21 protein-coding genes are annotated in these 22,107 nt (G+C 38.8%); all 21 read right to left on the bottom strand.

Annotation, left to right across the window (positions count from 1 at the left end):
* Nucleotides 1-11 precede the first annotated feature (11 nt).
* Nucleotides 12-383, bottom strand: coding sequence for a TIGR02530 family flagellar biosynthesis protein (locus ACQKMI_RS08635; protein WP_323645585.1), 372 nt, complete (start codon nucleotides 381-383; stop codon nucleotides 12-14).
* A gap of 15 nt (nucleotides 384-398) precedes the next feature.
* Nucleotides 399-1,079, bottom strand: coding sequence for a flagellar hook assembly protein FlgD (gene flgD / locus ACQKMI_RS08630; protein WP_427488163.1), 681 nt, complete (start codon nucleotides 1,077-1,079; stop codon nucleotides 399-401).
* A gap of 2 nt (nucleotides 1,080-1,081) precedes the next feature.
* Complete coding sequence (locus ACQKMI_RS08625; protein ID WP_427488162.1) at nucleotides 1,082-2,347, bottom strand: flagellar hook-length control protein FliK; 1,266 nt, start codon at nucleotides 2,345-2,347, stop codon at nucleotides 1,082-1,084.
* A 24-nt stretch (nucleotides 2,348-2,371) separates the two neighbouring features.
* Nucleotides 2,372-2,980, bottom strand: a complete 609-nt coding sequence (locus ACQKMI_RS08620) for a MotE family protein (RefSeq protein ID WP_427488161.1) — start codon at nucleotides 2,978-2,980, stop codon at nucleotides 2,372-2,374.
* A gap of 4 nt (nucleotides 2,981-2,984) precedes the next feature.
* On the bottom strand, nucleotides 2,985-3,434 hold the full coding sequence (gene fliJ, locus ACQKMI_RS08615) for a flagellar export protein FliJ (protein WP_427414950.1): 450 nt from the start codon (nucleotides 3,432-3,434) through the stop codon (nucleotides 2,985-2,987).
* 1 nt (nucleotide 3,435) lies between these two features.
* Nucleotides 3,436-4,761, bottom strand: coding sequence for a flagellar protein export ATPase FliI (fliI, locus tag ACQKMI_RS08610; RefSeq protein WP_427488160.1), 1,326 nt, complete (start codon nucleotides 4,759-4,761; stop codon nucleotides 3,436-3,438).
* A gap of 5 nt (nucleotides 4,762-4,766) precedes the next feature.
* Complete coding sequence (gene fliH / locus ACQKMI_RS08605; protein ID WP_427488159.1) at nucleotides 4,767-5,558, bottom strand: flagellar assembly protein FliH; 792 nt, start codon at nucleotides 5,556-5,558, stop codon at nucleotides 4,767-4,769.
* Entirely contained in the window at nucleotides 5,551-6,564 is a 1,014-nt protein-coding gene (gene fliG / locus ACQKMI_RS08600; RefSeq protein WP_323645165.1) for a flagellar motor switch protein FliG, read from the bottom strand. The genes fliH and fliG overlap by 8 nt, the downstream gene beginning before the upstream one ends.
* Nucleotides 6,565-6,579: 15 nt before the next feature.
* Nucleotides 6,580-8,172, bottom strand: a complete 1,593-nt coding sequence (gene fliF, locus ACQKMI_RS08595; protein ID WP_323645166.1) for a flagellar basal-body MS-ring/collar protein FliF — start codon at nucleotides 8,170-8,172, stop codon at nucleotides 6,580-6,582.
* A 332-nt stretch (nucleotides 8,173-8,504) separates the two neighbouring features.
* On the bottom strand, nucleotides 8,505-8,810 hold the full coding sequence (fliE, locus tag ACQKMI_RS08590; protein ID WP_049668437.1) for a flagellar hook-basal body complex protein FliE: 306 nt from the start codon (nucleotides 8,808-8,810) through the stop codon (nucleotides 8,505-8,507).
* Between the two features lie 23 nt (nucleotides 8,811-8,833).
* A complete protein-coding gene (flgC, locus tag ACQKMI_RS08585; protein WP_323645169.1) occupies nucleotides 8,834-9,295 on the bottom strand; it encodes a flagellar basal body rod protein FlgC in 462 nt (153 codons plus the stop codon).
* A gap of 3 nt (nucleotides 9,296-9,298) precedes the next feature.
* Nucleotides 9,299-9,691, bottom strand: coding sequence for a flagellar basal body rod protein FlgB (flgB, locus tag ACQKMI_RS08580; RefSeq protein ID WP_323645170.1), 393 nt, complete (start codon nucleotides 9,689-9,691; stop codon nucleotides 9,299-9,301).
* 1,210 nt (nucleotides 9,692-10,901) lie between these two features.
* Complete coding sequence (gene codY, locus ACQKMI_RS08575) at nucleotides 10,902-11,681, bottom strand: GTP-sensing pleiotropic transcriptional regulator CodY (RefSeq protein WP_049668434.1); 780 nt, start codon at nucleotides 11,679-11,681, stop codon at nucleotides 10,902-10,904.
* Nucleotides 11,682-11,768: 87 nt separating this feature from the next.
* The gene (gene hslU / locus ACQKMI_RS08570) at nucleotides 11,769-13,169 is read right to left on the bottom strand and encodes an ATP-dependent protease ATPase subunit HslU (protein ID WP_427488158.1); all 1,401 of its coding nucleotides are present in this window, start codon (nucleotides 13,167-13,169) and stop codon (nucleotides 11,769-11,771) included.
* The gene (gene hslV / locus ACQKMI_RS08565) at nucleotides 13,169-13,714 is read right to left on the bottom strand and encodes an ATP-dependent protease subunit HslV (RefSeq protein WP_323645175.1); all 546 of its coding nucleotides are present in this window, start codon (nucleotides 13,712-13,714) and stop codon (nucleotides 13,169-13,171) included. The genes hslU and hslV overlap by 1 nt, the downstream gene beginning before the upstream one ends.
* 20 nt (nucleotides 13,715-13,734) lie before the next feature.
* Nucleotides 13,735-14,634 carry a tyrosine recombinase XerC gene (gene xerC, locus ACQKMI_RS08560; protein ID WP_427414954.1) on the bottom strand — a complete coding sequence of 300 codons (900 nt, stop codon included), beginning with the start codon at nucleotides 14,632-14,634 and terminating at the stop codon, nucleotides 13,735-13,737.
* Between the two features lie 319 nt (nucleotides 14,635-14,953).
* The gene (trmFO, locus tag ACQKMI_RS08555) at nucleotides 14,954-16,267 is read right to left on the bottom strand and encodes an FADH(2)-oxidizing methylenetetrahydrofolate--tRNA-(uracil(54)-C(5))-methyltransferase TrmFO (RefSeq protein WP_427414955.1); all 1,314 of its coding nucleotides are present in this window, start codon (nucleotides 16,265-16,267) and stop codon (nucleotides 14,954-14,956) included.
* 18 nt (nucleotides 16,268-16,285) lie between these two features.
* Nucleotides 16,286-18,364, bottom strand: coding sequence for a type I DNA topoisomerase (gene topA, locus ACQKMI_RS08550; protein WP_427488157.1), 2,079 nt, complete (start codon nucleotides 18,362-18,364; stop codon nucleotides 16,286-16,288).
* 91 nt (nucleotides 18,365-18,455) lie between these two features.
* Nucleotides 18,456-19,352, bottom strand: coding sequence for a DNA-processing protein DprA (dprA, locus tag ACQKMI_RS08545; RefSeq protein WP_427488156.1), 897 nt, complete (start codon nucleotides 19,350-19,352; stop codon nucleotides 18,456-18,458).
* 553 nt (nucleotides 19,353-19,905) lie between these two features.
* On the bottom strand, nucleotides 19,906-20,808 hold the full coding sequence (sucD, locus tag ACQKMI_RS08540) for a succinate--CoA ligase subunit alpha (RefSeq protein WP_323645183.1): 903 nt from the start codon (nucleotides 20,806-20,808) through the stop codon (nucleotides 19,906-19,908).
* A gap of 17 nt (nucleotides 20,809-20,825) precedes the next feature.
* Nucleotides 20,826-21,986, bottom strand: a complete 1,161-nt coding sequence (gene sucC / locus ACQKMI_RS08535) for an ADP-forming succinate--CoA ligase subunit beta (RefSeq protein ID WP_323645185.1) — start codon at nucleotides 21,984-21,986, stop codon at nucleotides 20,826-20,828.
* Nucleotides 21,987-22,107 lie beyond the last annotated feature (121 nt).

Genomic DNA, 22,107 nt, shown 5'->3' with positions numbered 1-22,107 from the left:
AGGTCCAGCCCTTACAGCACGATTGTGCCATCAATATTTGTAAATATTTGCTGCTTTGCTTCCGTGCGGTCCATCGCGGTAATGACAGTTGCGTTTTTAGCACTGACAATTAAAGCTGCTTGATCCATCAAGACTAATGGTTGTTTGACACCTTTTGAGTGCGCTTCAAATACCTTGTCCGATACAGCCTGCCATTCTTGATCAGAAATCGCTATATTACGCTGGATAATACGTTCATGCGCATGCTTGCTCACTTTTAATTCTTGTTGATTGGTAGCTTCCTGTAAATGAGCTTTAAACGATTGCTGTGATTTTATTGGCGTAGGTTGTGTTTGGCGAATGGATGGATGCAATGGTACACGATGTATTGAAAACTGATCCATCATTCTTCTCCACCTTTATTCGCTTATTTCGGTAAATTCTTTTTGTGTTAATTTTTTGTCATTGTCTAATACGTAATAAATAACGCCATCTTTACTCGAAACAGAAACGATACGTCCTTGTAGTTCTTGCTCGCCGTCTTTATAGGTAACTTTTTTACCAATTAGCTTGCTTGCTTGTACAAGAGGAGATTCTGAGTTACCATTCGAATTCGTTCCTGAACCGCCTAAAATAGCTGAAATATTGCCAGGTGTAATTTCCTTACCATCAGCTAATACGAATACTACATCACCGTCTACAAATTTCAACGATTCAATAATGCCTGTTCCTTCATTGATAATAGGCTTCTTGTTTTCATCCAACTCATCTGTTATCTCATGCCATTTAACTTCCTTACCAACAAATGTTGAATAATTCATAAGCTGTGTTTGTTGCTGTGAGGCAAGTAACGATCCCATCGCTTTTGTCATATTTTGCATTTGTTCTAATGAAGAAAATTGAGCCATTTGAGCAATAAAATCTCGGTCGTCCATAGGGTTTGTTGGATCTTGATGTTGCAATTGCGTAATTAGTAATTGTAGAAAAGCATCCTTACCTAGTTCACTATTACCCGTTTCCCTAACTGGCTTCTTATAATTCTTATAGTGAAAGTCATCCGTTATTTTCCCAGTCATTTTATCAGTCTTTGTATCTGCCATATTTACACCTCCTCACTTACTAGATAGTCATTAAAGGACTTGCCTTCATCGTCATCGTCGCTTTTTTGCTCCTCCTCATCTTGCTGTTGTTGCTTGAAGAAATTATTGAAGAAGCTTTGGTCGCGTTGTTGGCGATCTGCGTCTTGTAATGATTGGGCAATATCAAGACGATCCACTTGAATATTTTGCTGTACGAAGGCTTGCTTTAATTGATGTGCCTGACTATCAAGTAATTCACGACCTTGAGCTGTTGAAGCGAGTAAACGTGCTGTAAGGACACCGTCATTTTGCACAAGCTCGATACGAATTGTTCCTAGATTTTCTGGATACAATTTCAATGTTAAGCGTGTAATACCTTGTGCATTCGAGATTTGGGCTCTATTGATAATTGCTTGCATCTCTTTTAATAATGCCTCTGACTGCGCTGGTTTTGCAGCAGGTAGTGTCACTTGGAACGTATCTGCTTTTGTTTGGACTGTATTGGAAGTCACCATTTCATTAGCACTTGTGTCTGTCTGTTTTGTAACTTGAACTACATTCTGAAAGCCTTGTAACGGGAGTGTTACTGTTGTTTTAGTTGTTACTTGCTGTTCCGATTGAAGTGTTTGCATCGTCGTCAAAAGACTCTTGATGTTAGTTAGCAAGTTTTCTTGTGAAGCTGTTAAGTCTGTTTTTTGTCCAACTAACTGTGCTAACTTTAACACTTGAAGCAATGGTGCTACTTCTTTCGCTGTCACTTGTCCTTCACCTTGCATAGCTGCTACGATTTGTGTTTGAAGCATCGGTGCCTGAGCGTCTACTAGTGCTAAAAGCTCCCATATATCTCTTGCTTCTTGATCCTCTCCTAGCAACTGTTGTACTAATTGTTGAAGTTGCTCAGCATCAATTCCCAATGCATCCATTAAGTGATCAAGATTTAACATTTCATCTATTGCAACAGCTTTGCCTTCTTCACCAATTTGAAGCATTAACAAGCCATCGTCATGTGGGATTCCCAGTACATCTAGTACATCTTCTATAGATTCAGCATTTAAAACTTCTTCTAAATCAGAGGTATCTTTATTAGCCGCTGACTGTGTTTGCTGCTGCATTTTATTTGAAGAAGAAATAGCCTTTCCAAAAACTGATCCAAACGTTGATAACTTTTCTTTGTTCGACGGTCCATTTGCTTTCACATTGGAATCGCCTGATGTCGAAGGTTTTGTAGCCGCGTTTTTAGTTTGCATAGCCTTAGCCTTAGACATCATTTGCATCATTGCTACATCCATCCTTTCACCTCCTTTCAGATGTTCTTATTGTTTAGCCATCATTTCTGTATACTTCGCTGCGTCTTGTGGATCCATTTTTTCTAGAATCGCTGCTAATTTATCTGGCTTTAAATTTGTTAAAATACGAAGTGCTTCCGTATCACTCATTTTAATTAGAACTGGCGCTGCTGCTTTAGGGGACATCTTATCGAATGTTTTTAAAATATCAGTAAAGTCACGCTTTACGTCACTTTGCTCCCTATTTAATTTTTCAACTTCAAATTTTAGCTGTTCATTTTCTGTCGTTAACTTTTCTTTTTCAGTTGTTGCTGTATCCATCTTTTTTTGTAGCTGTACGATTTCTGCTTCTTTTTCTTGTATTTGAGCCTGTAAATTTACAACCTTCGAATCATTATTTACTACGGCATCTTTTGCTTGTTGTTCTTCTGAAGGCACGAATGGCAAGCTTTCAAACGCCTTCTTCCCTAAATCAAAGACATTCGTATTCATAAGGGTTGCAACAACAAGTAAAATTGCCGCTACAAACATGATCGGTATTACAAACCATGTAAAAAACTTTCGAAAGCCTCCTGATTTACGTTTAGGCGGTTGTTCTACTATTTCCGTTTTCAGTCGGTTGTCTTTTTTTTCCATGAAATCACCTGATTTCTCTCTTGTTATACGTAAGCGATGAAATCTCATCTAAAAAAATGCCTTCGATACGATCCTGCTCTTGCTGGAATACTTTTAAATCTTTTTCTCGCATTTTTTCAAATTTACGTACTTCCAAGTTTTTTTCTAATAATTTTTCTTCGTGCCAATTCATTTTTGCACGAGCTTGAACAACTTTCTGCTGTACATCAACAATTGTTTTTTCGAGGCTATCAATAAATCGTGCATAATGATGAACCTCCTCTATTGATGAACCTACAGCTAAACGCTCTTGCTGAAACTCTATTAAATCTTCTTTCTTTTTTAACAACTCATATAACTTTGTTGCTACTTCTTCAAAAGAACGTACAGATTCTTTATAGGCAATTTCAGTTTCGTTTTTTTCCTGCTCTCGAATGGCTAACACTTTTTCAAAACGATAAATATAACTTACCACCCTAATGTCCACCACCGTTCGATAATGAAATTAACTCATTCATACTTTCCTTAAGGGTCACTTTATCTAAATAGCCCTGCTTTAAATAAGCGGTAATGAGAGGTTCATAGTAAATAGCTTCATCAATTTCTTTTGACGTCCCTCTCTTATAAGCACCGATATTAATTAGATCCTCCGACTTGTCATATGTATAATAGAGCTCCCTTAATCGTTCCGCAGCCTTTTTGTGCTCTGGCTCTGCCACATGATTCATCAAACGGCTGACGCTTTTTAATACATTAATAGCTGGATATTGACCTTTATTGGCAAGGTTTCGATCAAGGACTATATGACCATCTAAAATCCCTCGCACAGTATCTGCAATCGGCTCATTCATGTCATCACCATCTACTAATACTGTATAAAAGGCAGTAATAGAGCCTTTCTCATTAGTACCTGTGCGCTCTAACAATTTAGGTAAAATGGCAAAAACAGATGGTGTGTATCCTTTTTGAGCTGGTGGTTCACCTGTCGCTAGACCGATCTCACGCTGCGCCATAGCAACACGAGTCACAGAGTCCATCATCAACATGACATTTAAGCCACGATTTCTAAAATATTCGGCAATCGCTGTTGCGGTAAAGGCCCCTTTAATTCGCATCAGTGCGGGCTGATCAGAAGTGGCGGCAACAACTATTGAACGACTTAAACCCTCTGGTCCTAAATCTCGCTCTATAAACTCACGTACCTCACGCCCACGCTCTCCAATTAGTGCGATTACGTTTAAATCCGCTTGTGTATTTCGCGCAATCATACCGAGTAATGTACTTTTACCGACCCCAGAACCTGCGAAAATACCAACACGTTGTCCATTACCCACTGTAAGCATGCCATCAATTGCTTTCACACCTACTTCAAGTCTTTCATTAATAGGTGGGCGTGTTAGTGGATTTGGTGGGTCCTGCTCTGTCGGAACTGACATTAATCCTTTCGGTAATACAGTTCCATCTATTGGATTCCCCATAGAATCGAGTACCTTACCGATTAGCTCAGGGCCAACTTTAACCTCAAGTGGTGCCCCTGTACCTTCGACTAGACAGCCTATTGATATTTCTCGAAGAGAGGTAAAAGGCATTAAGACGACAATTTCATCTTTGAAGCCTACAACCTCTGCCAAGATAATTTGATGACCGTTTTTAGAAGTTTCTACATAAATTTTACAAACGTCACCAATGGAACTATCTGGACCTTGCGACTCAATCATCAAGCCGACAACTCTAGTTACTCTACCAAACTTTTTAAAGGTTGGTATTTGAGGAATTTGTTCGATTAATTGAGCCGTTTTCATCTAGATCATTCCTTACTTTCTAATATTTCATGTAGCTTCAATCTTAGTTCGTTTAATTGCTCATCAATACTTACAACAATACGGCCATGATTTGTTTCAATATAGCAATCTGTGTCATTTTCCAAATCCTCATTTACAAAAATCATGAATGGTACGTCAGTAGGGAACATTTCAGCTAGTTCATCACGATTAGCAGTAATTAATGCATAGTAAGTAGGTGAAACGTAGATTTTTATTTCTTTCATTTCTCTTGCTTCTTTAAGTCCTCTACGAACGATTGACACAAATAATTCGTCGTCTCGCTCTAAAGATGCATCAATAATTCGCTCTGCTGCGGTTAAGCCTAGCTCTAAAATAACCGATTCCTGATCTTCAATATATTTTCGAGCATTTTCCCCAGCATGAATGATTATTTCATTGGCCGTTTGGAGAGATTGTGCCATCGCTTCATTCGCTTTGTTTGTTCCATCTTCATAGCCTTGACCAAATCCTTCATCATAAGCTTCTTGCACTCGATTAGGTCGTTCTTCTTCCCAACCTTGCTTTAAATGTTCAAATTGCTGGGTGAACATTTGCTTTTCTTGTTCAAAAACTTCACGTTCAGCCTGCAAAGTAGCTCTAGCTTCCGCAAGTAAGCGCTCGCGCTCTTCTAACACTTCTTCTATAGTAATCTGTTTTTGAGGTTGAAGAATTTCTCCATTTTCTATCTCATGCAACTCAAACATTTCACGGATTTGAATCTTTTTGACATGATCACCATTGGACTGTGTGTGTACAGAACGGATGATTCTAGACAATGACGTCATCTCCTCCACCACGTGCAATAATAATCTCACCTGCATCCTCTAAGCGACGAATAACCGCAACAATTCGAGATTGCGCTTCCTCTACGTCACGCAGACGAACAGGACCCATAATTTCCATTTCTTCCTTAAATGTATCAGCCATACGTTGTGACATATTGCGGAAAATAATATCTTTTACTTCTTCACTTGAAACTTTCATTGAAAGCAATAAGTCTTCATTTTCACAATCACGAATAACACGTTGTATCGAGCGATTGTCGAGCGTAACAATATCCTCGAATACAAACATACGTTTTTTGATTTCTTCTGCAAGCTCTGGATCTTGAATTTCGAGTGCATCGAGAATCGTTTTTTCCGTTTGTCGGTCTACACCATTTAACACTTCAACAACTGCATCAATGCCACCCGTTTCAGTGTAATCCTGTGTTACAGTCGATGATAATTTACGCTCCAAAACAGATTCAATTTCACTAATAACTTCTGGTGAAGTTGAATCCATTACAGCAATACGTTTAGCAATATCAGCCTGCACTTCCTGTGGCAATGAAGATAAAATCACACCCGCTTGCCCTGCCTCTAAATAAGAGAGAATAAGGGCAATTGTTTGTGGATGCTCATTTTGAATAAAGTTAAAAATTTGTGCTGGATCAGCTTTACGCGCAAAGTCAAAGGGACGTACTTGTAAAGAAGATGTAAGACGATTAATAATTGTTTGCGCCTGTTCTACTCCAAGAGCTTTCTCCAATACTGTCTTCGCGTAACCAATACCACCCTGTGTAATATAATCTTGCGCAAGTGCAATATTGTGGAATTCTTCAATAATTTCCTCTTTCACATTTGCTTCTACTTTTTTAACGCTTGAAATCTCTAATGTTAAACGTTCAATTTCTTCTTCTGTTAAATGTTTATACACAGAAGCTGAAACCTCAGGCCCTAATGAAATTAACAAGAGAGCGGCCTTTTGTTTGCCTGTTAATTCCTTATCTTTCTTGGACACAGCCGAACCTCCTAGTTAGTCTTCCGCAATCCAACTACGCAGTAACTTCGCAAAATCGTCTGGCTTTTCTTTTGCCATTTTTTCAAGCTGCTTACGACGCATTGTAGCTTCCGTTTCAATTTCTTCATTTATATCTTCAATCATTAGTTCTTCTTGTTCATCTAGGATACTTAGTTCTTCTTCTTCCTGTGCACGTTTACGTGAACGGACGATGAAGAATGCAAGCAATACTATAACAGCAAGTAATATGCCGCCGATTACCCAAACCCACCATGGAATAACAGATTTTTCGCTAGCTGTCTCTGTTGCTTTACCATTTAAAGGATGCACTGAAACAGCTACTTTTTCATCAATTTGATCTTGAGTAAGTTCAGCTGCTACATCTTTAGAAATCGTCGTACGAACAATAGTACTTAAAATTTGCTGGATATCCTCACGAATCCCATCCGGTAATGTTGCTGCGTCAGTTGCTGTCGGCGGTTCAACAATTACTTGGATCCCCATATCTTGAATTTTATATGGTGCCTCTTGGATATCTTTACGTATACGGTTTACGTCATTATTAATTGTCTCTTCAGTACGTTCGTAATCCCCGTTACCATTTACACCTTCGTTATATGTTGTGAAATTATCTGTCGTCGTTTCAGCTTCAGGTGTACCAGTGGCTGCAGCCCCTGTTCCAGAATATTGCTCTGTAATACGTTGAGCGCTAATCGCGATTCCTTCCATGTTCTCTTCATCAACCGGCGTAACTAGGTTTTCTTCACGATTTTCTTTTTTGAAATCGATGTCTGTTGTCACAGAAACGATTACTTTGTCTTGTCCCATTAGCGTACCTAGCATATTTTGAACTTGACGTTGTAGGTCACGCTCAACCAATTTCTTCGCTTGTAACTGACCCTCAGCTGTCGTTGTTGAAGCTCCATCAGTAGTCGCAGCATTCAGATCAAAGTACTCAGAAAATTGGTTAGAAATAACAATGTTGTCCGTATTTAGATTTGGAACACTTTTTGCAACTAGATTGTACATAGTGGCAATTTGTTGTTCTGTAAATTTATAGCCAGGGTCAGTATTCAAAACAATAGATGCTGTCGCTTCTTCTTTAACATCCTTTATAAATACGCCCTCTTCTGGAAGGTTAATCATTACCTTTGCATCTTTTACACCTTCTAGATTTTTAATGAGCTTAGCAATTTCTGTTTCAGTCGCAGCTTTTTTTAAGAGGTTAAACTCATTATCTGTCATACCAAATCCAGAGCTATTTGCAAAAGAGTAATCAATCGACCCTGTTTGCGGATATCCTTCCGAAGCCAACTGTACTAATAATGAATCAACTTGTTCTTCAGGTACTAAAATCGATGTCCCCCCCGGTGCAAGTTCATATTTTACACCTTGGGTATCTAACGCTTCCTTCACTTGTCCGATTTCTCTTGTCGATAAATCCTTATAAAGTGGTACATATGTAATTTTTGTAGCAAAAAGTGTAATAACGGCAGCAAGTGCTAAAACCCCTACCACTGAACCAATCATTACAATTTTTTGTTTTTTACTACGACTTGTCCAAAATTGGCTGGTGTCGTTTTTTATTTTCGTCAATCGTTCATTCATTATGAATCCTCCGGTTATAGTGAACAACCTATCCATCTAATAATTCGCGAAAACAGTGATATCCCATACCATTCATCATTATCATCACCATAACGGGTTGATTTCCGTTTCGACTAGGAGCGTCCGATAAACCATTTGGGGCAATCAGGATGTTGGCCACGAAGGCATCACCACAGGACGTGATGCTTTTAGCCTTCATTTTTCTATTGTCTCACTTCAGGTCTATCACCTTCTGTTACGTGATCCCTAAGGAGTCACCCAACCTCCACATCAATCATTCATTTAAAATATGGGATATATTCTTTACTTCAATAGTGCTTATTCAAATAAAGTTAGACACTCATTCGCATTATTTCTTGGTAAGCTTCAATCACCTTATTGCGAACTTCAATTGTTGCATTTAATGTAATGCTCGCCTTTTGTGATGCAATCATCACTTCGTGCAACTCTACATCTCCACCATTAATTAACTTTTGAGTAAGGTTATCAGAAGTAATTTGTTGATCATTAACTTTCGATATTGCTTCTTTTAACGAGTTCGCAAAGCTCTGTTGTGCTTCATAAGGTGTCGTATTGAGTTTATTTGTTTCATTTACAACCTGCGTAGGTGTCATTTGTGAAACGGACGAAATTGTCATTATGTATCTTCCTTTCCTCTTATTTATCTTCCAATCTCTAAAGCCTTTGTCAGCATGGATTTATTTGCATTCAATACAGTTATGTTTGCCTCGTAGGAACGAGTAGCTGACATTAAATCTACCATTTCTTTTAATGGATCTACATTCGGCATATTTACATAGCCATCTGCATTTGCATCTGGATGAGTTGGATCATACACAAGTTTGAAAGGTGTTTCTCTATCTTCTTTTATTTGTGTAACTTTTACGCCGTTGCCAACACCACTTTTTGCATTTTTGCCAAGTGCGGCATTAAAGAACTTTGAAAACTGTCCCTCTTGGGCTGTAAACGTCACAGACTTCCGGCGGTATGGTTCCCACTGCCCATTCACTTGTCTAGCGCGCGTTGAATCCATGTTTGCCATATTTGAAGAAACTACATCCATTCGCAAACGCTGTGCTGTTAAAGCTGAGGCAGTAGTATTCATCCCATGAAAAATAGACATCTATTACTTACCTCCTTTAATAACCGTATTTAGAGTATTTAACTTACCGTTCATACGTTCAATTAATGCGTTGTAATAAATTTGATTTTCCGCAAGTTTTGTCTGTTCAGCATCCATATCTACGGCATTCCCGTTATTTCGATAACGTAAACCATTAACATTATTCACACCAGGCGTTGATTGTCGAATCGCGAAATCATAATGTCTATTATCAGTACGATATGCCGAAATTGACATTTGTTTTTCTTTCTCCAACATATCCTTAAAACTTACATTTTTCGCCTTATAGTTCGGCGTATCGACATTCGCAATGTTATTAGCGATCGTTTTATGATTCAAAGTTGCATAGGAAAGTCCATTTTCCAGGCTACTAATAGTTCCTCCAAACAAATCCAAAAAGCTCACCTCATTCATGTACTTCTTATTTTATCCAATATTACAATTGTAATTAAGATGATACGGAGTGTCTATTGTCTTTTGTCACTTTTTGGTGGTATAAATGACCCATTTTTGTTCACAAATAACCAGGACAATACTTCTGCATCCCTTGAGCCCACTGACTTCACAGCCCACATCTCATTACTAGTAAATTTACACTACTACGACAGTGTTTACGGTTTTAGGATCTATTTTATTCCTTTTTTTAACAAATCAACAGTAGACACGATGTCTAAATTAGAGTTCCTTTTTACTATTTTAACCCAAGGTTGGGATATTACATAAAATTCTGAATAGTAATTCCATACTGTCTTACAAGTAACAATTGGAGCATATGTTTTTTTTACTTATGCATAAAGTACACATATGTTAAAAGTAAAATTTAGGAATAAAGCAATGATATTTAGCGTCTAAGAGGTTAGAAAACATACCTATAGAAAACAAGAAAAAGGATTAAAATATAGATAATTCCCCCTATTCAGTACTAAAACATAGTTCGACATAATCGAAGCGATGAAAACCTACCGCAAATTTCGTCGAATTACAAAAGGCATCTGAACAAGATTATCCCAGATGCCTTCGTGTTTCCAATGAACTTTTTGTGTCATAATCCGACAAGACTTTAAGCCAACAAATGTTTTTTGGTGCGAAAGCGTAGTGCTAACTTAGCGACTGCAATAAATGTTTTTTGTGCGAAAGCGTAGTGGTAACGTAGCAACAGCACGACGTTGGACTACCCAGGCGTTTTTGCAGGTTGTAAAGTTCTTAGCCCAGAGCTCCTCTTACAGGGAGTCAACCGTTGAAAAGTAGCTTCAATCCGCATTCATCCACCACTTAAAGAGGCGGGAGACTTCTCTACCTGTCGCTTCGCTATCGGTACAAAACGCTTGTAAACTTACGAAAGCTTTCCAGGGCGTTTTACGCACGAAAGGTATAGCGACAGCCACGAGGGTTATATGTGCGAATACGCAATACTAATATAGGGCCTTAAGCGGAGGAAGTGATCGATGCTCGGCATAGGAAAGAAAGCTGCCTGGAACCGAAATATTAGGGCCACAACATTCACAAAAATTTCCTTCGCCATTTTGTTTCTCTACATGATAAAAGGCATCTGGAATAAAACTATTCCAGATGCCTTAACCGTCCCCAAAAGGACTCTTTATTATTATTATTTCATTTTAATTTCAGCTAATGCGTTTAAGAATTTATCGTTTAGTACTTTAATATAAGTACCTTTCATACCTAGAGAGCGAGATTCGATTACACCTGCAGATTCTAGTTTACGTAATGCGTTTACGATTACTGAACGTGTAATGCCAACTCGGTCTGCAATTTTCGAAGCAACAAGTAAACCTTCATGGCCGTCGAGTTCTTCAAAGATATGTTCAATAGCTTCTAACTCACTGTATGAAAGAGAATTGATTGCCATTTGTACAACAGCTTTGCTACGAGCTTCCTCTTCAATCTCCTCAGATTTCTCACGTAAAATTTCCATGCCAACTACTGTTGCACCATACTCAGCTAAAATTAAATCATCATCCTCGAATTGTGAAGATAAACGAGCAAGAATTAATGTACCTAGACGCTCACCACCACCAACAATCGGTACGATCGTTGTTAATGCATTTTGGAATAGCTCTTTGTTTTCAACTGGGAAAGCAGTATGTTCGTCATTAATATCTAGGTTTGAAGATGTTTCAGAAATTGTAAACAAGCTATGTGTATATTCTTCTGGGAATTGACGCTCTTCGAACATCTTTTTCATACGTTCGTTTTCAATTTGTTGGTGAATTGAAATACCTAAAAGCTTCCCTTTACGGCTTACAATATAAACATTACTGTCGATAATATCTCCTAATGTATCTGCCATTTCTTTAAAGTTCACCGGTTTACCAGCAGATGCTTGGAGCATCGAGTTAATTTTACGCGTTTTTTCTAATAAATTCATTATATGTTCCTCCTATAAATAATCCGAAGAGTATTTTCCTAATATTCTAAATGTTTTTTCAACTGAATGAAACTATTCAGCCTTATCTTACAATATAAACTGCGACAAATCTTTGTTTTTTACTATACCCGCAAGTTTTTGATCTACATATGCAGCAGTAATCGGAATATTTGCAGGTGCAATTTCAGCAGCTTCAAACGATAATTCTTCTAATAAGCGTTCTAAAATTGTGTGCAAACGTCGAGCTCCAATATTATCAGTCTCCTGATTGACCTCAGTTGCAATTTCTGCAATTCGTTCAATCGCGTCTTCCGTAAAGTTTATTTCCACGCCCTCAGTTTCTAATAATGCCTTGTATTGCAAAATAAGTGATTGGTCTGGCTCTTTCAAAATACGTACAAAATCTTGTTTCGTTAATTTTTCAAGCTCCACTCGAATCGGGAATCGACCTTGCAATTCAGGAATTAAATCTGACGGCTTCGACATATGAAATGCTCCAGCAGCAATGAAAAGCATAAAGTCAGTTTTTACAGCACCGTACTTTGTCGTTACAGTAGAACCTTCAACAATCGGCAGAATATCACGTTGCACACCCTCACGCGATACATTCGCAGAGGAGTTACCATCCTTACTAGCGATTTTATCAATTTCATCAATAAAAATAATACCTGATTGTTCAGCTCTCAAAATGGCTTCTTGTGCAACTTCGTCTGCATCTATGAGCTTATTTGCTTCCTCGATTGTTAAAATACGGCGTGCATCTTTCACTTGTAGACGTCGTTTCTTCTGCTTTTTAGGCATTAAATTAGACAGCATATCCTGCATGCCACTGTTTGCAGTCATATCCATACCCGATCCTTGTAACGCATCAAAAATAGAAGGATTTTGTTCAGTTACTTCAACTGTAACCCATTCATTTTCTAATTTACCATTACGTAAATCGATAGCGATTTGCGCACGTTTGGAGCGCACTTCAGTTTCTTCAGAAGAAGAATCATCATTGGCTTGCTGTTCTTTCCCACCAAATAACATTTCAAACGGATTTTGCATGGACTGTTTTTTTCGTAATGAAGGAACCAACAACTTAACTATAGCTTCATTTGCTAATTCTTCTGCTTGGTCCTTCACAGACTCCATCATTTCTTCTTTTACAAGACGATGAGAAGCTTCTACTACATCACGTACCATTGACTCTACGTCGCGTCCAACGTACCCTACTTCTGTAAACTTTGTTGCTTCTACTTTCACAAATGGTGCACTTGTTAGCTTTGCAATTCTTCGTGCAATTTCTGTTTTTCCGACACCTGTAGGTCCAATCATCAAAATATTTTTCGGAATTACCTCGGCCTTCATCTCATCACTTAACAGTGAGCGACGATATCGATTACGTAGTGCAATAGCTACCGCTCGCTTCGCCTCATTTTGTCCAACGATATAACGATCCAAATGCTCAGTAATTTGTCTTGGCGTTAAATTATTTTTTGTCATTAGTTAAGCGCCTCCACGATAATATTATGATTCGTAAACACACAGATTCCAGCAGCGGTTTCTAATGCCGCTTCTGCAATTTCGCGAGCAGACATTGTATCACCTGCATATTTTTTCAGGGCACGACCTGCTGATAATGCAAAGTTACCCCCAGAACCAATTGCCAAAACTCCATCATCCGGTTCAATTACTTCTCCCGTACCCGAAACAAGAAGGAGTGTACTTTTATCCATTACAAGTAGCATAGCCTCTAATTGACGTAGCATTTTATCTCCGCGCCATTGCTTAGCGACTTCTACTGCTGCACGTTGTAAGTTACCATTGTATTCATTTAACTTTCCTTCAAACATTTCGAAAAGTGTAAAAGCATCGGCAACCGATCCTGCAAACCCGGCAAGCACCTGCCCATTAAACAGACGTCTGACCTTCCTTGCTGTACCCTTCATAACAACCGCATTACCTAGGGTCACTTGACCATCACCTGCCATTGCGCAACCACCGTTATGATGAACTGCAAATATCGTTGTCGCATGAATTTGTCCCATTTGCCTTCCTCCTTAGCTTATTATGCCCTTGGATGAGCATTCATATATGTTTGACGTAGATGCTCTTTTGTTACATGAGTGTAAACTTGTGTAGAAGTTAAATGAGCATGGCCTAATAACTCCTGCACCGTACGTAAATCTGCGCCATTATTCAATAAATGTGTAGCAAAAGTATGGCGAAGCATATGTGGATATATTTTCGTGTGGAGCGAGGCTTTGTCAATCATTTCTGTTAAAATATGACGTACACCTCGTGGAGTAAGTTCCCCACCGCGCATGTTGACAAACAATTGCTGATGACTTGTGTTTTTCATCAATCGTGGACGAGCTTGTTCTATGTAATCCTGCATAGCTAAACTCGCAAATTGCCCGAATGGAATAATACGTTCTTTTCGCCCTTTTCCCATTACCCTAATAATCGAATAATGGAAATCAACATCTTCTACTTGAATTGAGGTGAGCTCACTTACACGAATACCTGTCGCATATAACAGCTCCAATATAGCCATATTTCTTAATGATTTCAAATCATCGCCGACATTCGCATCAAATAGCTGCTTCAATTCTTCTTCGTAGAAAAAACTAGGTAAACGTGATTCTTTTTTTGGATGATAAAGTGATCGAAATGCCCCATCATCTAATCCGTACTGTTTATTTAGAAAGCGAAAGAAGGAGCGTATAGAGGAAATTTTCCTTGATACAGATGATCTTGCTCTCTTTTCATCGTACAACTTTGTTACATAAAGACGTGCATGTATATACTCAACACTAGCTAAATCATTTACGCCCTCCGCTTGCAAAAACGCTAAAAAATCTAGTAGGTCCGATTCATATTCTCGTACTGTATGAACAGAGAAGTTCTTTTCAATTTGGATATAAAGCATAAACTGTTCAAGTGCATCTTGGGACGAAACTAACATTAAAAGATTCACCACCAATGAATTATTGATAATCTTCTCAAATTACGGGTCATCACCATAAACGAGGGGTTGATTTCCGTTCCGACTGTGCTAAAAGAATGTCAATTTTCGTTTATCCTCTTTAGTTAGTCACTTTGGGTATCGTTAATGTAGAAAACATACATATTGACACTATACCTATCTTCATCATATAGCAAGTAGAAATGTTTATATTTTGAGAAAATCTCCATACAAAATAATAAAACACGTGTAAATCAGCATTTTACTACAAAAAGAAAAAGCCTCTAAGAGTATACCAACTTTTAGAGGCTTTTTGCAATCAAATTGTTTGTGAATTCACAAAATTACGAATTGTGTCTATTGCACGTGTAGCATGCATCTCTGCACGCTCTGGCTTTGAACGACGTCCTGGAGGTAATTCTGGGAAAATTCCGAAGTTAACGTTCATCGGCTGGAAGTTTTTCGATTGTGCTTCTGTTATATAACGCGCCATACTGCCTAAAGCCGTTTCAAACGGGAAGACAATTTGCTCTTGTCCTAACGCTAATCGAGCTGCATTAATACCGGCAATTAATCCACTACCAGCAGATTCAACATATCCTTCAACACCCGTCATTTGACCCGCAAAGAAAATATTTTTTTGCTCACGAAGTTGATAAGTTTTCTCTAGAACCTTTGGCGAATTAATGAAAGTATTTCTATGCATTACGCCATAACGAACGATTTCAACATTCTCTAATCCCGGAATTAATTGTAGTACTTCCTTCTGTGGTCCCCATTTTAAATGCGTTTGGAAGCCAACGATATTGTAAAGAGTTCCTGCTGCATCATCTTGACGCAATTGGACAACGGCATAAGGTCGTTTCCCTGTTTTTGGATCTTCAAGGCCTACTGGCTTCATCGGTCCAAACAACATTGTTTTCTCACCGCGAGCAGCCATTACTTCGATAGGCATACAGCCTTCAAAGTAAATTTCTTTTTCAAATTCTTTTAATGGCACAACCTCTGCCTCGATTAACGCTTGACGGAAACGATCAAATTCTTCCTTTGTCATAGGACAGTTTAAATAAGCCGCTTCCCCTTTATCGTAACGAGATTTTAAATAAACCTTTTCCATATCGATGCTATCTTTTTCAATAATTGGTGCTGCAGCATCATAGAAATATAGATAATCTAAACCTGTTAAGCCCTGAATTTTTTCAGCTAAAGCTTTCGATGTTAGTGGTCCTGTGGCAATAACAGTAATACCTTCTGGAATTTCAGTGACTTCTTCATGAACAACCTCCACAAGAGGATGATTTTTCACTGCTTCCGTCACATAGCCTGCAAATTCATGTCGATCTACTGCTAAAGCACCGCCTGCTGGTACTGAACATGCATCGGCTGCCTTCATAATAACAGAATCTAACATACGCATTTCTTCTTTAATAACACCTACGGCATTCGTTAATCCATTTGCACGTAGTGAGTTCGAACAAACAAGCTCTGCAAATTTATCAGTATGGTGAGCTGGTGTTTGCTTTACTGGACGCATTTCATAAAGTTTAACTTTCACACCACGTTGTGCAATTTGCCAAGCAGCCTCACTGCCTGCAAGACCTGCGCCTATTACATTTACTACTTGTTCAGTCATGTTCTTACCATCTTTCTATCATTGAGTAGGTGTTTCTTCGTAGTCACATTTCGTACACTGAATTTGAACACCTTTTTTAATTTTTTTCTCTACTAATAATGCACTACATTTCGGACATGGTCTACTAATTGGCTTGTCCCATGAAACAAATTCACACTCAGGGTACTGATTGCAGCCATAGAATAAACGCTTTGTTTTACTCTTTCGTTCTACAATTTCGCCTGTTTCACATGAAGGACATTTTACACCAATAGGTTTCATAATAGCTTTTGTATTGCGGCAATCCGGGAAGTTTGAACAAGCCATAAATTTTCCGTATCGTCCAAGCTTATAGACCATTGGAGATCCACATAGCTCACAATCCTCGCCAGCAGGTTCATCTTTTATAACAACCTTTTCCATAGCCTCATCTGCATATTTTACATGGACCTCGAAATCCTTATAAAACTCACGGACAATTTCTTTCCACTGACGACTACCTTCTTCAATATCATCCAAATCTTGCTCCATTTGTGCTGTGAATTCGATATTTATTTCATCAGGGAAAAACTCTAGTACGAGTTGGTGCACGATTTCTCCCAGCTCAGTCGGCATAAATCGTTTTGCATCTAATACGACATAGCCACGGCGCTGTATTGTATCGAGGGTCGGTGCATATGTGGACGGGCGCCCTATACCTAACTCTTCCATTGTCTTTACAAGACGCGCCTCTGAATAGCGTGGTGGTGGCTGTGTGAAATGTTGCTTTGGCTCAATTTCAAGAGATTTTACTTGATTGCCAACTTCCATTTCAGGTAGAAGCTTGTTTGTCTCTTCTGTTTGATCGTCTGTACCCTCAATATAGAGTTTCATAAAGCCTGCAAATTTAACTTGCGAGCCGTTTGCACGGAATAAAACATCTCCATTTTGTAGATCAACAGCAACTGTATCAAGTACGGCCGGCGCCATCTGGCTTGCGATAAAACGCTCCCAAATTAAACGATATAAGCGCAATTGGTCGCGACTAAGCACTGCCTTTAATTCATCCGGAGTTCGAATCGTACTAGTTGGACGAATAGCCTCATGGGCATCTTGTGAATTTGATGCTTTTTTTGTCTGCTTCGACTCAGTAGAGATGAAATCTTTGCCGTATTTGGATTCAATATATGCAACTGCCTCTGTTTTTGCAGTATCTGAAATACGTGTAGAATCGGTACGCATATAAGTAATTAAACCGACTGTCCCCTCTTTTTTACCAACATCAATACCTTCATATAATTGTTGCGCAAGCATCATCGTTTTCTTTGCACGGAAATTCAACTTACGTGCGGCTTCTTGCTGTAACGAAGATGTTGTAAAAGCAGGTGCTGCATTTCGTTTACGTTCTTTCTTAGATACATTGACAACTTCAAAACTTGTACCTTTAACATTTTTTAAAATAGATTTTACTTGTTCTTCATTTGTTAATTTAATTTTTTCTTTGCCATTACCGTAATAAAGCGCATCGAACGATTTCTTCCCTTTTTCAAAGGAACCTTCAATTGTCCAATATTCTTCCGGTTGGAAGTTTTTAATTTCATTTTCGCGATCAATAATCATGCGTAGTGCTACAGATTGTACTCGTCCTGCAGATAATCCCTTTTTAACCTTTTTCCACAGAATTGGACTAATGTTATAACCAACAAGTCTGTCCAATATACGACGTGTTTGCTGTGCATCTACTAAATCCATATTAATAGGACGTGGATTTTTAAAGGATTCTACAATCGCATCTTTTGTAATTTCATTAAAAACGACACGACAATCTGATTCAATATCAATATTTAACGCAGTCGCAAGGTGCCAAGCAATCGCTTCTCCCTCGCGGTCTGGATCGGCCGCTAGGAAGACTTTCTTCACTTTTTTAGCTGCAGACTTTAAGTCCTGTAAAACAGGCCCTTTACCACGAATAGTAATATATTTAGGTTCAAAATCATTTTCAGGACCAACACCCATTTGGCTACGCGGTAGATCACGAACATGTCCGATTGACGCTTTCACTTTATATTTTTTTCCTAAATATCGTTCAATTGTTTTTGCTTTTGCTGGTGATTCTACAATCACTAAATAATCCGCCATCTATGTCTCCCCCTTAGAGAGGTCTATTGCTTATTTTTTAAGTTACCTGTTGCAAAATGTATAACAGATTTTAAGATAATGCAACTTTTTTTCAATTTTTGTTAGAAAAGAGCGTAAGTGTTTCAACTATTTCGTGACCATTACACACTGGAATAGCCCCTTCTAATAGTAGTTTATTTGTGCCTTTTGATTGCTCCGCATTAATTGGACCCGGTACAACAAATACATCTTTCCCTTGCTCTAATGCATAGTCAGTTGTAATAAGTGTGCCACTTTTTAATGCAGCTTCGGTTACAACTAAAGCTTTGGACAACCCACTAATGATTCGGTTGCGCATTGGAAAATGCCATTTCTCAGGCTTCATATATGGAGGATACTCTGTGACAAGTAATTGTTGCTCCGCCATATGCTCAGCGAGAGACTGGTTTTCCTTAGGGTATAAATAATTAAACCCATGACCAAGTACTGCAATTGTGGAACCGCCAACTTTTATAGTTGTCTCATGAGCTATCGTATCTGCCCCTCTTGCAAGCCCGCTTACAACTGTATATCCGTGTTCAACAAGAGGTGGAACGATTAGGTCCATCGCAGTTTTTGTATATGCTGTAGCCTTTCTAGAACCTATAATGGCTACTTGTTTTTCTTTCGTCAATAGAGAATATCGACCTTTCACATACAATACAGTAGGTGGACTGGATATTTCAAATAATTGCGCCGGGTAAAAGGGATGATGAAAAGGTATCGGGGAAATATTGGTCCTTTCATAAGCTTCTTCAAATGGCAATGTCATTATTTGCCGAAAAACCCTGGACATTTCCAAAGCTCTACTCGATGATATTTGCAGTGCTTTTGCAATCTCGTATGGGGGCGCTTCTTCAAAATAACTTAGTATATCCACCGGGGACAATAATTGCTGAAGTTTTTGAAGTGGTAATGGGTATATATAATGTAAAGTTAGCAATCTCTGTGTATCAACTGAAAAAATCATTTAAAAGCCTCCTTTTATATAGAAGAAATTAAATGACCGCATTTTTATTTTCGGATCATCACCAAAACGTGTGGTTGATTTCCGTTCCGACTGGGCGCTTTGTTGCTGACGCTTCGCTTTCGCACAGTTAAAACATTTGCCGCTGACGCTTCGCTTTCGCGCAGAGCAGAGCTTTCCTGGGGGCGTCCGATGAGCCGCTTCGCTGCGCTGCAGGGTCTCGGGCCAACACGATGTTGGTCACGAAGGCGTTATCACAGGATGTGATGCTCTTAGCCTTCGTTCCTCTATCGCTGATCCCCGAGGAGTCGCCCAGTCTCCACTCCAATCAACTTATTTGCATAGTATATGTTTTAACAAATGTCATCCACGACTTTTGGTGATGAACCTTATTTTCACCACAACATCAATGTGACACAGCTTTTGAAGGTTCTTTTAAACCGAGTAAGTAGGAAGTTAGAAATTGATTCGTTTGCATAACATTAGAACCATGTTAAGCAGTGTCTAAGTAAGGAAAAAGAAAAAGATGTAGCCACAATGTGCTACATCTTCCATTTTAATGGGTTTTACACTTTTCGTATAGCCCTTTTTCTTTAATTACTTTAATAAGCGTGTCACCAATGACAGATGGTGTTTCAGCTACTTCAATCCCAGCAGCATTCATCGCCTTAATTTTCTCTGCCGCTGTTCCTTTACCACCTGAGATAATAGCACCAGCGTGTCCCATACGCTTCCCTGGAGGAGCTGTTTGTCCACCGATAAAGCCAACGACAGGTTTCGTCATATTCGCTTTAATCCATTCAGCTGCTTCTTCTTCAGCTGTCCCCCCAATTTCCCCAATCATCACAACTGCATATGTTTCTGGATCGTTGTTAAACGCTTCCAAAACATCGATAAAGTTTGTACCATTGACAGGGTCTCCACCGATACCTACAGCAGTAGTTTGACCTATACCAGCTTGTGTTAATTGGTGTACGGCTTCATATGTTAACGTTCCAGAACGAGATACAACTCCTACATGCCCTTTCGTATGGATGTAACCAGGCATAATACCAATCTTACATTCATCCGCCGTAATAACACCTGGACAGTTTGGACCGACTAGACGTGTCTTTTTACCTTCCATATAACGTTTAACCTTAACCATATCAAGTACTGGAATATGCTCAGTAATACAGATTGTTAATTCTAATTCAGCATCAACAGCCTCTAAAATAGCGTCTGCAGCGAATGGAGCAGGTACATAAATAACTGAAGCTGTTGCACCTGTTGCAGCCACAGCTTCTGCTACAGTGTTAAATACAGGCACTCCTTCGATTTCAAGACCACCTTTACCTGGTGTTACACCAGCTACAATTTTAGTACCATACTCAAGCATTTGCTTCGTATGGAAAAGCGCTGTTTCACCCGTAATCCCTTGTACAATTACCTTCGTATCTTTATCTATAAATACAGCCATTGTTCTCCCTGCCTTCCTTAGCCTACTAGTCCCACAATTTTTTGTGCACCGTCAGCCATTGAATCCGCTGCAACGATGTTTAAACCAGATGCATTTAAAATCTCTTTTCCAAGTTCTACATTTGTACCTTCTAAACGTACAACTAACGGCACAGCTAAACCAAGTTCTTTGGCAGCTGCTACAACACCCTCAGCGATAATGTCACATTTCATAATTCCGCCAAAAATGTTTACAAAAATGCCTTTGACATGTGGATCAGAAAGGATAATTTTAAAAGCTTCTGTTACTTTTTCAGCCGTTGCACCGCCACCTACATCTAGGAAGTTAGCCGGGCTTCCGCCATAATAACTAATTGTGTCCATTGTAGCCATTGCAAGACCAGCTCCATTAACCATACAGCCAATGTTGCCATCTAGTGAAATATAGCTAAGGTCATATTTTGATGCTTCGATTTCCTTTGGATCTTCTTCATCAAAATCACGTAATTCGACAATATCTTTATGACGATACAACCCATTTGCATCGAAATTAAATTTAGCATCTAATGCTACAACTTCTCCTTGTCCAGTTATAACAAGTGGATTAATTTCTACAATAGAAGCATCTTTGTCGATAAACGCTTGATACAAGCCTAACATTAATTTAACAGCTTTCCCTACTAGGTTAGCTGGAATATTCATATTGAACGCCATGCGACGTGCTTGGAAACCTGTTAACCCCACAACAGGATCCACCACTTCTTTGAAGATTTTTTCTGGATGTGATTCAGCTACTTCCTCAATATCCATGCCGCCCTCTTCAGATCCCATCACTGTTACACGGGACGTTGCGCGGTCTAATACTAAACTTAAATAGTATTCTTTTTGAATATCAGAACCCTCTTCAATATATAAGCGTTTTACTTCTTTTCCTTCAGGACCTGTTTGATGAGTCACTAAAATTTTACCTATTAATTCTTTTGCATATGTACGCACCTCGTCAAGGTTTTTAGCGATTTTTACGCCCCCTGCTTTCCCGCGTCCACCTGCATGAATTTGCGCCTTGACTACAGTCACATTAGAGCCAAGTTCCTTTGCTACTTTCACAGCTTCATCAGGGGAAAAAGCAACTTTTCCGTTTGGTACAGCTACACCATATTTTCTAAGAATCTCTTTCCCTTGATATTCATGGATATTCATAATACATCCTCCCATCAAACATTTGCATAAAATTGTTTTACTAACATAATCTATTCTAACGAAAGATTCTGATAAAGTCTATACCTTGTCTTTTATTCATTTTTTATCTATTAATATGACG

This window comes from Lysinibacillus sp. NPDC097214, assembly GCF_050277945.1.
Classification (GTDB): Bacteria; Bacillota; Bacilli; order Bacillales_A; family Planococcaceae; genus Lysinibacillus; species Lysinibacillus xylanilyticus_B.
Note: the sequence above shows the minus strand (reverse complement) of the source record. Positions and strands in the feature narration are given on the sequence as shown.

Excerpts from the sequence above, each read along its gene's own strand:
- ACQKMI_RS08635 (WP_323645585.1), bottom strand. The coding sequence starts at position 383 with ATGGATCAGTTTTCAATACATCGTGTACCATTGCATCCATCCATTCGC.
- flgD (WP_427488163.1), bottom strand. The coding sequence starts at position 1,079 with ATGGCAGATACAAAGACTGATAAAATGACTGGGAAAATAACGGATGAC.
- ACQKMI_RS08625 (WP_427488162.1), bottom strand. The coding sequence starts at position 2,347 with ATGGATGTAGCAATGATGCAAATGATGTCTAAGGCTAAGGCTATGCAA.
- ACQKMI_RS08620 (WP_427488161.1), bottom strand. The coding sequence starts at position 2,980 with ATGGAAAAAAAAGACAACCGACTGAAAACGGAAATAGTAGAACAACCG.
- fliI (WP_427488160.1), bottom strand. The coding sequence starts at position 4,761 with ATGAAAACGGCTCAATTAATCGAACAAATTCCTCAAATACCAACCTTT.
- fliF (WP_323645166.1), bottom strand. The coding sequence starts at position 8,172 with ATGAATGAACGATTGACGAAAATAAAAAACGACACCAGCCAATTTTGG.
- fliE (WP_049668437.1), bottom strand. The coding sequence starts at position 8,810 with ATGACAATTTCGTCCGTTTCACAAATGACACCTACGCAGGTTGTAAAT.
- flgC (WP_323645169.1), bottom strand. The coding sequence starts at position 9,295 with ATGTCTATTTTTCATGGGATGAATACTACTGCCTCAGCTTTAACAGCA.
- codY (WP_049668434.1), bottom strand. The coding sequence starts at position 11,681 with ATGAATTTATTAGAAAAAACGCGTAAAATTAACTCGATGCTCCAAGCA.
- hslU (WP_427488158.1), bottom strand. The coding sequence starts at position 13,169 with ATGACAAAAAATAATTTAACGCCAAGACAAATTACTGAGCATTTGGAT.
- hslV (WP_323645175.1), bottom strand. The coding sequence starts at position 13,714 with ATGGGACAAATTCATGCGACAACGATATTTGCAGTTCATCATAACGGT.
- xerC (WP_427414954.1), bottom strand. The coding sequence starts at position 14,634 with ATGTTAGTTTCGTCCCAAGATGCACTTGAACAGTTTATGCTTTATATC.
- trmFO (WP_427414955.1), bottom strand. The coding sequence starts at position 16,267 with ATGACTGAACAAGTAGTAAATGTAATAGGCGCAGGTCTTGCAGGCAGT.
- topA (WP_427488157.1), bottom strand. The coding sequence starts at position 18,364 with ATGGCGGATTATTTAGTGATTGTAGAATCACCAGCAAAAGCAAAAACA.
- dprA (WP_427488156.1), bottom strand. The coding sequence starts at position 19,352 with ATGATTTTTTCAGTTGATACACAGAGATTGCTAACTTTACATTATATA.
- sucD (WP_323645183.1), bottom strand. The coding sequence starts at position 20,808 with ATGGCTGTATTTATAGATAAAGATACGAAGGTAATTGTACAAGGGATT.
- sucC (WP_323645185.1), bottom strand. The coding sequence starts at position 21,986 with ATGAATATCCATGAATATCAAGGGAAAGAGATTCTTAGAAAATATGGT.